This window comes from Vreelandella janggokensis, from assembly GCF_031451615.1.
Classification (GTDB): domain Bacteria; phylum Pseudomonadota; class Gammaproteobacteria; order Pseudomonadales; family Halomonadaceae; genus Vreelandella; species Vreelandella janggokensis.
The window spans coordinates 146662-158608 of the sequence record NZ_JARWAJ010000005.1 but is presented as its reverse complement, the minus strand read 5'-3'; the positions used below and the strand labels follow the sequence as shown (position 1 = coordinate 158608).

Annotated in this window: 20 protein-coding genes; all 20 read left to right on the top strand. The window is 55.8% G+C overall.

Annotated elements, in window-relative coordinates:
- The first annotated feature begins 60 nt into the window (after positions 1-60).
- The gene (gene rpsG / locus QC816_RS14500; RefSeq protein WP_027337504.1) at positions 61-531 is read left to right on the top strand and encodes a 30S ribosomal protein S7; all 471 of its coding nucleotides are present in this window, start codon (positions 61-63) and stop codon (positions 529-531) included.
- A 193-nt stretch (positions 532-724) separates the two neighbouring features.
- The gene (gene fusA / locus QC816_RS14495; RefSeq protein ID WP_085917613.1) at positions 725-2848 is read left to right on the top strand and encodes an elongation factor G; all 2124 of its coding nucleotides are present in this window, start codon (positions 725-727) and stop codon (positions 2846-2848) included.
- 29 nt (positions 2849-2877) lie between these two features.
- The gene (tuf, locus tag QC816_RS14490; protein ID WP_085917614.1) at positions 2878-4071 is read left to right on the top strand and encodes an elongation factor Tu; all 1194 of its coding nucleotides are present in this window, start codon (positions 2878-2880) and stop codon (positions 4069-4071) included.
- Between the two features lie 159 nt (positions 4072-4230).
- Positions 4231-4542, top strand: coding sequence for a 30S ribosomal protein S10 (gene rpsJ, locus QC816_RS14485; RefSeq protein ID WP_009098983.1), 312 nt, complete (start codon positions 4231-4233; stop codon positions 4540-4542).
- A 152-nt stretch (positions 4543-4694) separates the two neighbouring features.
- Positions 4695-5333, top strand: coding sequence for a 50S ribosomal protein L3 (gene rplC, locus QC816_RS14480; protein ID WP_066318578.1), 639 nt, complete (start codon positions 4695-4697; stop codon positions 5331-5333).
- A gap of 15 nt (positions 5334-5348) precedes the next feature.
- Positions 5349-5954 carry a 50S ribosomal protein L4 gene (gene rplD / locus QC816_RS14475; protein ID WP_066318576.1) on the top strand — a complete coding sequence of 202 codons (606 nt, stop codon included), beginning with the start codon at positions 5349-5351 and terminating at the stop codon, positions 5952-5954.
- The gene (rplW, locus tag QC816_RS14470; protein ID WP_199284443.1) at positions 5951-6247 is read left to right on the top strand and encodes a 50S ribosomal protein L23; all 297 of its coding nucleotides are present in this window, start codon (positions 5951-5953) and stop codon (positions 6245-6247) included. Before rplD ends, rplW begins: the two co-directional genes overlap by 4 nt.
- A gap of 17 nt (positions 6248-6264) precedes the next feature.
- Positions 6265-7095 carry a 50S ribosomal protein L2 gene (gene rplB, locus QC816_RS14465; protein ID WP_085917616.1) on the top strand — a complete coding sequence of 277 codons (831 nt, stop codon included), beginning with the start codon at positions 6265-6267 and terminating at the stop codon, positions 7093-7095.
- A gap of 33 nt (positions 7096-7128) precedes the next feature.
- Positions 7129-7404 carry a 30S ribosomal protein S19 gene (gene rpsS, locus QC816_RS14460; protein WP_027337511.1) on the top strand — a complete coding sequence of 92 codons (276 nt, stop codon included), beginning with the start codon at positions 7129-7131 and terminating at the stop codon, positions 7402-7404.
- 18 nt (positions 7405-7422) lie between these two features.
- Entirely contained in the window at positions 7423-7755 is a 333-nt protein-coding gene (gene rplV, locus QC816_RS14455; protein WP_027337512.1) for a 50S ribosomal protein L22, read from the top strand.
- Positions 7756-7765: 10 nt separating this feature from the next.
- Positions 7766-8470 carry a 30S ribosomal protein S3 gene (gene rpsC, locus QC816_RS14450; protein WP_066318566.1) on the top strand — a complete coding sequence of 235 codons (705 nt, stop codon included), beginning with the start codon at positions 7766-7768 and terminating at the stop codon, positions 8468-8470.
- Positions 8471-8485: 15 nt separating this feature from the next.
- Complete coding sequence (gene rplP / locus QC816_RS14445) at positions 8486-8899, top strand: 50S ribosomal protein L16 (protein ID WP_066318565.1); 414 nt, start codon at positions 8486-8488, stop codon at positions 8897-8899.
- The gene (gene rpmC / locus QC816_RS14440) at positions 8899-9090 is read left to right on the top strand and encodes a 50S ribosomal protein L29 (RefSeq protein ID WP_066318563.1); all 192 of its coding nucleotides are present in this window, start codon (positions 8899-8901) and stop codon (positions 9088-9090) included. Before rplP ends, rpmC begins: the two co-directional genes overlap by 1 nt.
- A gap of 1 nt (position 9091) precedes the next feature.
- Positions 9092-9352 carry a 30S ribosomal protein S17 gene (gene rpsQ / locus QC816_RS14435; RefSeq protein WP_066318561.1) on the top strand — a complete coding sequence of 87 codons (261 nt, stop codon included), beginning with the start codon at positions 9092-9094 and terminating at the stop codon, positions 9350-9352.
- Between the two features lie 50 nt (positions 9353-9402).
- On the top strand, positions 9403-9774 hold the full coding sequence (gene rplN / locus QC816_RS14430) for a 50S ribosomal protein L14 (RefSeq protein ID WP_066318559.1): 372 nt from the start codon (positions 9403-9405) through the stop codon (positions 9772-9774).
- Positions 9775-9788: 14 nt separating this feature from the next.
- Entirely contained in the window at positions 9789-10103 is a 315-nt protein-coding gene (rplX, locus tag QC816_RS14425; RefSeq protein ID WP_007111996.1) for a 50S ribosomal protein L24, read from the top strand.
- Between the two features lie 18 nt (positions 10104-10121).
- Complete coding sequence (gene rplE / locus QC816_RS14420) at positions 10122-10661, top strand: 50S ribosomal protein L5 (protein ID WP_085917617.1); 540 nt, start codon at positions 10122-10124, stop codon at positions 10659-10661.
- A 10-nt stretch (positions 10662-10671) separates the two neighbouring features.
- Positions 10672-10977 carry a 30S ribosomal protein S14 gene (rpsN, locus tag QC816_RS14415; protein ID WP_066318556.1) on the top strand — a complete coding sequence of 102 codons (306 nt, stop codon included), beginning with the start codon at positions 10672-10674 and terminating at the stop codon, positions 10975-10977.
- 32 nt (positions 10978-11009) lie between these two features.
- Entirely contained in the window at positions 11010-11402 is a 393-nt protein-coding gene (gene rpsH, locus QC816_RS14410) for a 30S ribosomal protein S8 (RefSeq protein WP_085917618.1), read from the top strand.
- Positions 11403-11411: 9 nt separating this feature from the next.
- Positions 11412-11942 (top strand): 50S ribosomal protein L6, encoded by a 531-nt coding sequence (gene rplF, locus QC816_RS14405; RefSeq protein ID WP_085917619.1) that lies wholly within the window; start codon positions 11412-11414, stop codon positions 11940-11942.
- Positions 11943-11947: the final 5 nt, after the last annotated feature.

Below are 11947 nucleotides of genomic sequence, written 5' to 3'. Positions count from 1 at the left end.
GCGAAATCGCTTGTGTGAGTTCCGAGTTTACCTGAAGGATCCTTAAATTGAGGGCTTATCATGCCTAGAAGAAGAGTTGTAGCTAAGCGCGAAATCCTGCCGGATCCCAAGTTCGGAAGTGAGCGCCTGGCGAAGTTCATGAACCACCTGATGTTCAGCGGCAAGAAGTCCATAGCTGAGCGCATCGTTTATGGTGCGTTGGACAAGGTTGCCGAGCGTAGTAAAGAAGAGCCGCTGGAGATCTTCGACAAGGCGCTGGAAGCTATCCAGCCTATGGTCGAGGTAAAGTCGCGCCGTGTCGGTGGTGCGACTTATCAGGTGCCGGTTGAAGTTCGTCCGTCACGTCGCCAAGCGCTCGCCATGCGCTGGCTGGTTGACGCGGCGCGTCGTCGCGGTGAGAAAACGATGGTTCAGCGTCTTGCAGGCGAAATGCTGGATGCCGCTGAAGGCAAGGGTTCTGCCGTCAAGAAGCGCGAAGACGTGCATCGTATGGCAGAAGCCAACAAGGCCTTCTCGCACTACCGTTTTTAAGATCGGCGCTTTTAGCATCAGCGTTTTTTAAATTCGGCGTTTTCTGGAGATGCTTTTTTGCTACTGCGCCGTGTCGAGATCAGTGAGCGTCAGTTGCAAGATGCCGCCGCTATCATGATTGATGGCGGCGGTGGCATAAGCAAAAAATGCACCTCCAGATTCACGAGCATCGCCAACAAACGGGAGTTCCACCGTGGCACGCAAGACTCCACTAAATCGTTACCGTAATATCGGTATCGTCGCTCACGTCGACGCGGGTAAAACCACGACGACTGAGCGTGTACTGTTCTACACCGGCCTTTCCCACAAAGTGGGTGAGGTGCATGACGGTGCGGCGACCATGGACTGGATGGAGCAGGAGCAGGAGCGTGGTATTACTATCACCTCAGCTGCTACGACCTGTTTCTGGCAGGGCATGAGCAAGCAGTTTCCTGAGCACCGCATCAACATCATCGACACACCGGGGCACGTTGACTTCACCATCGAAGTTGAGCGTTCCCTGCGCGTACTTGATGGGGCGGTTGTCGTACTGTGCGGTTCTTCCGGCGTTCAGCCGCAGACCGAGACAGTATGGCGCCAAGCCAACAAGTACGAAGTGCCGCGCATGGTCTTCGTCAACAAGATGGACCGGACCGGTGCCGACTACTTCATGGTCGTCGACCAGTTGAAAGAGCGCCTGGGTGCCAATGCCGTGCCCATCCAGATCAACTGGGGCACGGAAGAGAACTTCAAGGGCGTCATCGACCTGATCCAGATGAAGGGCATCCTTTGGGACGAAGAGAACCTGGGCATGAATTATGACCTGGTTGATATTCCCGAAGAGCTGGTCGAAACGGCAGAAACCTATCGAGAGCAGATGGTCGAAGCCGCGGCAGAAGGTTCTGATGAGTTGATGGAAAAGTATCTCGAAGGTGGTGAGTTGACCATCGAAGAGATCAAGGCAGGTCTGCGTGCGCGCACCCTGGCTAACGAAATCGTCCTCATCACCTGCGGTTCCGCCTTCAAGAACAAGGGCGTTCAAGCAGTGCTGGACTGCGTCATCGAGTACATGCCGTCGCCGACTGAAGTCAAGGCGATCGAAGGCGAGCTTGATGATAAAGACGGTACTATCGATACCCGTGAAGCGGACGATAATCAGCCGTTTGCTGCCTTGGCGTTCAAGATTGCCACCGACCCCTTTGTGGGTACCCTGACGTTTATTCGCGTCTACTCGGGCGTTTTGAATTCTGGTGATGGCGTCTATAACTCGGTCAAGAGCAAGAAAGAGCGTGTTGGACGTATCGTTCAGATGCACTCGAATTCGCGCGAAGAAATCAAGGAAGTACGCGCGGGCGATATCGCGGCTTGTATCGGTCTGAAAGATGTCACCACCGGGGACACCCTGTGTGATATCAATCACAAGATCGTGCTTGAGCGTATGGAATTCCCCGACCCGGTTATCTCGGTAGCGGTTGAGCCGAAGTCCAAGGCTGACCAGGAAAAGATGGGTGTTGCTCTGGGTAAATTGGCCCAGGAAGACCCGTCCTTCCAGGTGAAAACCGACGAAGAGACTGGTCAGACGATCATTTCGGGAATGGGCGAGCTTCACCTCGATATTCTTGTCGACCGTATGCGTCGCGAGTTCAAGGTAGAAGCCAATATCGGTAAGCCGCAGGTGGCCTACCGTGAAACGATTCGCGGCAGCGTCGAGCAGGAAGGCAAGTTCGTACGCCAGTCTGGCGGTCGTGGTCAATACGGTCACGTTATCATGCGTATCGAGCCGTTGACCTACGAGGAGAAAGGCGAAGGGGATGATGAAATCTTCTTCAAATTCAACTCGGAAATCGTCGGTGGTGTGGTTCCCAAGGAATACATCCCGGCAGTAGAGAAAGGGGCATACGAGCAGCTGAAAAATGGCGTCATTGCGGGTTACCCGATGATTGACGTTAAAGTGACGCTGTTTGATGGCTCCTATCACGACGTGGACTCCAACGAGACTGCGTTCAAGATTGCTTCTTCTATGGCAGTGAAAGAAGGTGCCAGGAAAGCCAAGGCCGTGCTGCTGGAGCCGGTGATGAAGGTCGAAGTCGTGACCCCCGAAGAGTTTATGGGTGACGTCATGGGCGACCTGAACCGTCGTCGCGGCCTGGTCCAGGGCATGGATGATTCCTCGTCTGGTAAAATCATTCGTGCAACGGTGCCGCTGGGTGAGATGTTCGGTTATGCAACCGATCTCCGCTCGCAAACCCAGGGCCGTGCGAGCTACTCTATGGAGTTCGCGAAGTACGAGGAGGCGCCCTCCAGCGTCGTTGAAGCCGTCATCAACCAAAACGGTTAACCGTTAGCTAACGTAAAGAGGTTATAGCAGTGGCTAAGGAAAAATTTGAACGTTCCAAACCGCATATCAACGTCGGCACCATTGGTCACGTCGACCACGGTAAAACGACTCTGACTGCGGCCTTGACCCGCGTTTCCGCTGAAGTATTCGGTGGTGACTGGAGTGAGTTCGACGCCATCGATAACGCGCCGGAAGAGCGTGAGCGCGGTATCACCATCGCGACGTCTCACGTGGAGTACCAGTCCGAGACGCGTCACTACGCACACGTTGACTGCCCGGGGCACGCCGACTACGTCAAGAACATGATCACCGGTGCTGCGCAGATGGACGGCGCAATCCTGGTATGTTCTGCCGCCGACGGCCCGATGCCGCAAACGCGTGAGCACATCCTGCTGTCTCGCCAGGTAGGCGTTCCGTTCATCGTTGTGTTCCTGAACAAGGCGGACATGGTCGATGACGAAGAGCTGCTCGAGCTGGTTGAAATGGAAGTTCGTGAACTTCTCGACCAGTACGATTTCCCGGGTGACGACACGCCGATCATCACTGGTTCTGCGTTGATGGCTCTGGAAGGCAAGGACGACAACGGCATGGGTACGACTGCCGTTGCCAACCTGATCAAGGCCTTGGATGAGTACATTCCGGAGCCTGAGCGTGCCATCGATCAGCCGTTCCTGATGCCGATCGAGGACGTATTCTCTATCTCTGGCCGTGGTACTGTTGTTACAGGTCGTGTAGAGCGCGGCATCATCAAGGCGGGCGAAGAAGTTGAAATCGTCGGTATGCGCGACACGACCAAGACGGTCGTTACCGGTGTTGAAATGTTCCGTAAGCTGCTCGACGAAGGTCGTGCAGGCGAGAACGTTGGCGCCCTGCTGCGTGGTACCAAGCGTGATGACGTTGAGCGTGGTCAGGTTCTGGCGAAAACCGGCACCATCACCCCGCACACCGTCTTTGAAGCAGAAGTCTACGTACTGTCCAAAGAAGAAGGTGGTCGTCACACGCCTTTCTTCAAGGGCTACCGTCCGCAGTTCTACTTCCGTACCACTGACGTCACCGGTACCTGTGAACTGCCGGAAGGCGTTGAGATGGTCATGCCGGGCGACAACGTGAAAATGGTTGTCACCCTGATCGCTCCGATCGCCATGGACGAAGGTTTGCGCTTCGCGATTCGTGAAGGCGGCCGTACCGTTGGCGCTGGCGTTGTGGCCAAAATCATTCAGTAAGTTGATTCGCTGAATGTGAAAGGGGGCTCGTTTGAGCCCCCTTTTCTGCGCACCTCTAGCAAATGTTTGACATGGGCTTTTGGCGTGCCTATAATGCGCATCCTTTGAATGCGTGGGTAGACGGCTCGCGCCGTCGACATCCATTGGAGTTTAGGGCAAATGCAGAACCAAAAGATTCGCATTCGGTTGAAAGCGTTCGACCATCGCCTGATCGATCAGTCCACAGCGGAGATTGTTGAAACCGCTAAGCGTACTGGTGCTCAGGTTCGTGGTCCGATTCCGCTGCCAACCAACCGCGAGCGCTACACCATTCTGATCTCGCCGCACGTCAACAAGGACGCGCGTGACCAGTATGAGATTCGTACGCACAAGCGTGTGCTCGACATTGTTGAGCCGACCGAGAAAACCGTTGATGCGCTGATGAAGCTCGATCTCGCCGCTGGCGTAGACGTGCAAATCAAGCTCGACTAATCACACTAGACACTTGCGGCCCAGCGCTCATTACGAAATAACCTTGAGCAGCAGCCGCCGCGTCGTGAGACGCCACACAATGTGCTAGTGGAATGCTCTGGAAAGGGCAGCCATAGCGGGTGATAGCCCCGTACACTATAGGAGAACTGAGAATGACTATCGGTTTAGTCGGTAAAAAGGCCGGGATGACTCGTGTCTTTACCGAAGACGGTGCATCAGTGCCCGTAACCGTTATTGAGGTTGATCCTAACCGTGTTACACGCGTTAAATCTGTCGAGTCTGACGGTTACGCGGCGGTTCAGGTAACAACCGGCTCTCGCAAGGCCAAACACCTCAGCAAAGCCCAGGCGGGTCAATTTGCCAAGGCGGGTGTTGAGGCTGGTCGTTCACTGATGGAGTTTCGTCTGGAAGATGGCGAAGAAGCTCCTGAAGTCGGCGGCGAACTCACCGTATCCCTCTTCGAAGCTGGTCAGATGATCGATGTGACCGGTACCTCCAAGGGTAAAGGTTTCCAGGGTGCCGTTAAGCGCTGGAACTTCCGTACCCAAGACAACAGCCATGGTAACTCGCTGTCGCATCGCGCGCCGGGTTCTATCGGTATGTGTCAGACCCCGGGTCGCGTTTTCAAAGGCAAAAAGATGGCCGGTCAAATGGGTAACGCCCGTTGCACCGTGCAGAGCCTAGAGATCGTCCGTGTCGACGCCGAGCGTAACCTGCTGCTGATCAAGGGCGCCGTGCCGGGTGCAACCGGTAGTGACGTTATCGTTCGCAGCGCCGTTAAAGCAGGCTGAAGGGGATAATTACCAATGAATCTGAATCTTGCTGCAGGCGCGGGTACCGTTGAAGTAGCCGACGCCACCTTTGGCAAAGAATTCAACGAAGCGCTGGTTCACCAGGTCGTCACTGCCTATTTGGCTGGTGGTCGTCAGGGCACCCGTGCTCAAAAGAACCGTTCCGATGTTCGCGGTGGTGGTAAAAAGCCGTGGCGTCAGAAAGGGACTGGCCGTGCTCGTGCCGGTACCATCCGTTCGCCAATCTGGCGTAGCGGCGGTGTCACCTTCGCGGCGCGTCCGCAAGACTATACCCAGAAGGTGAACCGCAAGATGTATCGCGCCGCGATGCGCTCCATCTTGTCAGAGCTGGTACGTCAAGAGCGCCTGGTCGTGGTTGAAGAGTTCAACGTTGAAGCGCCGAAAACCAAGCAGGTCGCTGCCAAGCTGAAAGAGCTCAACCTTGAGAAAGTGTTGATCGTCACCGAAGACGTTGACGAAAAGCTCTATCTAGCCGCGCGCAACCTTCCTCACGTTGATGTGGTGGATGTTGCGGCCGCTGACCCGGTGAGCCTGGTTGCCTTTGATAAGGTCCTGGTCACCGTCTCCGCCCTGCGTAAATTCGAGGAGAAGCTGGCATGAACCAGGAACGCGTATTCAAGGTTCTGCTTGGACCGCACGTGACCGAGAAGGCCGCGATGGCTGCCGAGCGCAACCAGTACGTTTTTAAGGTGGCAACCGATGCTACCAAGCCCGAGATCAAGAAGGCCGTGGAAATACTTTTCGGCAAGAAGGTCGGTAGCGTTCAGGTACTGAACGTGAAGGGTAAAACCAAGCGTACTGCAAACGGCGTTGGCTTGCGTAAGGGTTACCGTAAAGCGTATGTAACCCTCGCTGCGGGTGAAACGCTCGAAGACTTCTCTGGCGCCGAATAAGGGCAGGAGTACGGATAATGGCAATCGTCAAGACCAAACCCACATCCGCCGGTCGTCGCCACGTCGTCAAGATCGTTGGCGAGGAACTGTACAAAGGCCGTGCCTATGCACCGCTTTTGGAAAAACAGTCCAAGTCCGGCGGCCGTAACAACTACGGTCGCATCACCACCCGCCACGTGGGCGGTGGTCACCGTCATCACTATCGGCTGATCGACTTCAAGCGCACCAAGGATGGCATTCCGGCCACCGTTGAGCGCCTGGAGCACGACCCGAACCGCAGTGCGCACATTGCGCTGCTGAAATACGCCGATGGCGAGCGTCGTTACATCATCGCACCGAAAGGTGTCAGCGCGGGTGACGTGCTGGAATCTGGTGTCAACGCGCCCATCAAAAAAGGCAATGCCTTGCCGCTGCGCAACATTCCGCTGGGTTCGACCGTTCACGGTATCGAACTGAAGCCGGGTAAAGGCGCGCAGATTGCTCGCAGTGCCGGTACTAGCGCTCAGCTGGTTGCGCGTGAAGGCAACTACGCCACCCTGCGTCTTCGCTCCGGCGAGATGCGCAAGGTGCTGGCTGAGTGCCGTGCGACCCTGGGCGAAGTGAGCAACTCCGAGCACAGCCTGCGTCAACTTGGCAAGGCCGGTGCGAAGCGCTGGAGAGGTGTGCGTCCGACTGTTCGCGGTGTCGCAATGAACCCGGTGGATCACCCGCACGGTGGTGGTGAAGGCCGCACCAGCGGTGGTCGTAACCCGGTCACTCCATGGGGTGTGCCGACCAAGGGTTATAAGACGCGTAAGAACAAGCGCACCGACAAGCTGATCGTACGTCGCCGCAAGGCTCGTAGCTGATCTAAATTGCCAAGACATTAAGAGGTAACGGCTGTGCCACGTTCACTAAAGAAAGGTCCTTTCATTGACCTTCATCTTTTGAAGAAGGTAGAGGCTGCAGTGGAAAAGAACGATCGCAAACCGATCAAGACCTGGTCGCGTCGTTCGATGATCCTGCCAAACATGGTGGGTCTGACCATCGCAGTCCATAATGGTCGCCAACACGTCCCGGTGCACGTTTCCGAGGAAATGGTTGGTCACAAGCTAGGCGAATTCGCTGCCACTCGCACTTATCGCGGGCACGTGGCGGACAAGAAAGCCAAACGGTAAGCCAAAGAGGATTGAGAGATGGAAGTCACAGCTAAGCTGCGTGGCGCCGGATTATCCGCCCAGAAGGCCCGTTTGGTGGCTGATCAGGTGCGCGGTAAACCTGTCGCCGAGGCACTCGACCTGCTGACCTTCTCACCGAAGAAGGCTGCCCAACTGGTCAAGAAAGTGCTTCAGTCCGCTATTGCAAACGCGGAAGAAAATAACGGCATGGACATTGACGAGCTGCGTGTCTCGACCATCTGCGTCGATGAGGGCATGACGCTCAAGCGTATCAAGCCGCGCGCCAAGGGGCGGGCGGATCGTATCTTGAAGCGCACCTGCCACATCACCGTCAAGGTAGCCGAGAAGTAGGAGTCGACCGATGGGTCAGAAAGTCAATCCAACAGGCATTCGACTGGGCATCGTCAAAGACCATGCTTCTGTCTGGTATGCCGAGCGCGGCGCATATGCCGATAAGCTCAATAACGATCTCGAAGTGCGAAGCTTCCTGGAGCAGCGTCTCAAAAACGCCTCCGTTAGCCGTATTCACATCGAGCGTCCGGCGAACAACGCCCGCATCACCATTCACACTGCCCGTCCGGGTATCGTGATTGGTAAAAAAGGTGAAGATGTCGACCGTCTGCGTCGCGATCTCACCGAGTTGATGGGTGTTCCTGTTCACGTGAACATCGAAGAAGTTCGCAAGCCGGAGCTGGATGCCAAGCTCGTCGCTGCTAACGTAGCGGGCCAGCTTGAGCGTCGTGTGATGTTCCGTCGTGCCATGAAGCGCGCGGTGCAAAATGCCATGCGTCTTGGCGCTGGCGGCATCAAGATTCAGCTGTCAGGTCGTCTGGGTGGTGCTGAAATCGCACGTACCGAATGGTACCGCGAAGGTCGTGTTCCGTTGCATACGTTGCGTGCGGACATTGACTACGCCACTTACGAAGCTCACACCACCTATGGCGTTATCGGCGTCAAAGTGTGGATCTTCAAGGGTGAAATCCTCGGCGGTATCGAGGAAGTTCGTGCCAAGGCTAAGCAACAGCAGCCTTCCGGCAACGCGCCCAAGAAGAAAGGTTCCAGGTAAGGGGAGAGCGAGTCGATGTTACAGCCCAAGCGTATGAAATTCCGCAAGATGCAGAAAGGCCGCAACCGTGGCCTGGCGCATCGCGGAAGCAAGATCAGCTTCGGGGAGTACGGTCTGAAAGCTACCGGTCGTGGTCGCGTTACTGCGCGCCAGATCGAAGCCGGCCGTCGTGCGATCACACGTCACGTCAAACGTGGCGGTAAGATTTGGATCCGCGTTTTCCCTGACAAGCCGATTTCCAAAAAGCCGCTCGAAGTTCGTATGGGTAAAGGTAAAGGCTCCGTCGAATACTGGGTAGCCCAGATCCAGCCGGGTCGGGTCCTGTATGAAATCGAAGGTGTGCCTGAAGAGCTCGCTCGTGAAGCGTTTGAGCTTGCCGCACAGAAAATGCCCATATCCACCACCTTTGCGAAACGGACGGTGATGTGATGAAAGCCCAGGAAATTCGTGAAAAGTCCGCAGGAGAGCTCCATGAGCAGCTCCTCGAACTCCTCCGCGAGCAGTTCAACCTGCGCATGCAGAAGGCCACCGGCCAACTGAGCCAGACTCATCTGCTCAAGCAGGTCCGTCGGGATATTGCCCGTGTGAAGACTGTGCTCAACGAGAAGGCAGGTGACTGAGATGGCCGAAGAGAAAAAAGCACGTACGCTCACCGGCAAGGTGGTGAGCGACAAGATGGATAAGTCCATCGTCGTAATGATCGAGCGTCGTGAGCGTCACCCGATCTACGGAAAATACGTTAAGCGCTCCACCAAGCTGCACGCCCATGATGAGGCGAACCAGGCTAAGGCAGGCGATACGGTTTCCATTGAGGAGTGCCGTCCGCTTTCCAAGAAGAAAGCCTGGGCGCTAATCGAGGTGGTCGAGCAGGCCAAGGGGTAACCCATGAACCTGCTTAACCAGTGCAGTCAGATTAGGTTTGGAGAAAACCGATGATTCAGACTCAGACAATGCTGGATGTCGCCGACAACAGCGGAGCGCGCCGGGTGCAGTGCATCAAGGTGTTGGGCGGTTCACACCGTCGTTACGCTCGCATTGGTGACATCATCAAGGTAACGGTGAAGGAAGCCATTCCGCGTGGCAAGGTCAAGAAAGGCCAGGTCATGAAAGCGGTTGTGGTCCGGACCCGTAGTGGCGTCCGTCGTAACGACGGTTCGCTGATCCGTTTCGATGGAAATGCGGCGGTTTTGTTGAATAACACCAACGAACAGCCAGTCGGTACTCGTATTTTCGGGCCGGTCACTCGTGAGCTTCGTAACGAGAAGTTCATGAAGATCATTTCCTTAGCGCCTGAAGTGCTGTAAGGAGCGAGGCGGATATGCAAAAAATCAAACGTGACGATGAAGTCATCGTCATCGCCGGGAAGGATAAGGGCAAGCGTGGCACCGTTAAGCGGGTACTAGAAAACCGTTTCTTGGTGTCCGGTGTGAACATGATTAAACGTCACACCAAGCCAAATCCCATGGCGGGAAATCAGGGCGGTATCGTCGAGCGTGAGGCTCCGATTCACGCGTCCAACGTAGCCATCTTCAATTCGGAGACCGGTAAGGCGGATCGCGTCGGCTTCCAAGTGAAGGAAGACGGTACCAAGGTACGTATCTACAAGTCGACGCAGACGCAGATCGACGCCTAACGCGAGTCGGGTAGCAAAATGGCGAACTTGAAAGAACGTTATCAAAACGAGGTCGTAGCACAGCTCAAAGAGCAGTTCAGCTACGCCAACGTAATGCAGGTACCCCGCATCACGAAAGTGACGCTTAATATGGGTATCGGCGATGCGGTCAGCGATAAAAAGCTGATCGACAATGCCATCGGCGACCTGGAGATGTTGTCCGGTCAAAAGCCGCTGGTGACCAAGGCACGCAAGTCCATCGCGGGCTTCAAGGTGCGTGAAGGTTGGCCGATCGGTATCAAGGTAACACTGCGCGCTGAGCGTATGTGGGACTTTCTGGACCGTCTGGTCAACATCGCGATTCCTCGCGTGCGTGACTTCCGTGGTCTCAACCCGAAGTCCTTCGACGGTCGCGGCAACTACTCCATGGGTGTGCGTGAACAGATCATCTTCCCGGAGATCGAGTATGATAAGATCGATCGTATCCGTGGGTTGGACGTCACTATCACCACTACCGCCAACACCGACGAGGAAGGTCGCGCGCTACTAACCGCGCTGAACTTCCCGTTCAAGAAATAAGGGTTGGATCATGGCTAAAAAAAGCATGGTAGAGCGTGAGCTAAAGCGCACCAAGCTGGTCGAGAAGTATGCGGCCAAGCGCGCTGAGCTCAAGGCAATCATCGTAGATGTGAACGCTTCTGAGGAAGATCGCTTCGAGGCGACGCTGAAGCTGCAGCAACTGCCGCGCGACTCAAGCCCGGTACGTCAGCGTAATCGCTGCCGTGTCACAGGCCGTCCGCACGGTTTTTACAACAAGTTCGGCCTCGGCCGTAACAAGCTGCGTGAAGCCGCCATGCGTGGCGACGTTCCTGGTCTGAAAAAGTCCAGTTGGTAACGCCACGTAGAATCATCAGGAGCGCACATTAAATGAGCATGCAAGACACTCTGGCGGATATGTTTACCCGTATCCGCAATGCGCAGATGGCCACCAAGGAGACGGTCACCATGCCGTCTTCCAAGTTGAAAGTGGAAGTGGCCCGCGTGCTGAAAGAAGAGGGCTACATCACCGATTTCACGGTGGCTGAAAGCACCAAGCCCGAATTAACCGTGACTCTCAAGTACTTTGAGGGCAAGCCGGTTATCGACCATATCCAGCGGGTTTCCAAGCCGTCTTTGCGCCGTTACATGGGCAAGGACAACCTGCCTAAGGTCGCCGACGGTCTGGGTATTGCGATCGTTACCACCTCCAATGGGGTGATGACCGATCGTGCTGCTCGCCAGGCGGGTGTTGGTGGCGAAGTCATCTGCACCGTATTCTAGGAGGCTGGAATGTCCCGCATAGCGAAATATCCGGTTAAAGTGCCTGCCGGCGTTGAGATCAAAATCGATGCCGACCAGCTGACCGCCAAGGGCGGCCAGGGCACGCTGTCAATGACCATTCACCACGATGTGGTAGTGGCTCAAGAAGATGGCCAGCTGACCTTCGCCCCGAGTGAATCTGCCAAGAGCTGGGCAATGGCCGGTACAACCCGCGCCTTGGTTCAGAACCTGGTGACGGGCGTATCCGAGGGTTTTACACGAACTCTCGAAATTGTTGGCGTCGGTTATCGTGCCCAAGTTAAGGGCCAGACGCTCAATCTTTCACTGGGCTTCTCGCACCCGGTCGACTACGAACTGCCTGAAGGTGTCTCAGCGGAAACGCCGAAAAACACCGTGATCGTGCTGAAAAGCGCGGACAAGCAGCAGCTCGGTCAGTGCGCCGCGGAAATCCGCGCCTTCCGTCCCCCCGAGCCGTATAAAGGCAAGGGTGTTCGGTACGCCGACGAGCAGGTGCGTCGCAAAGAAGCCAAGAAGAAGTAAGGCAG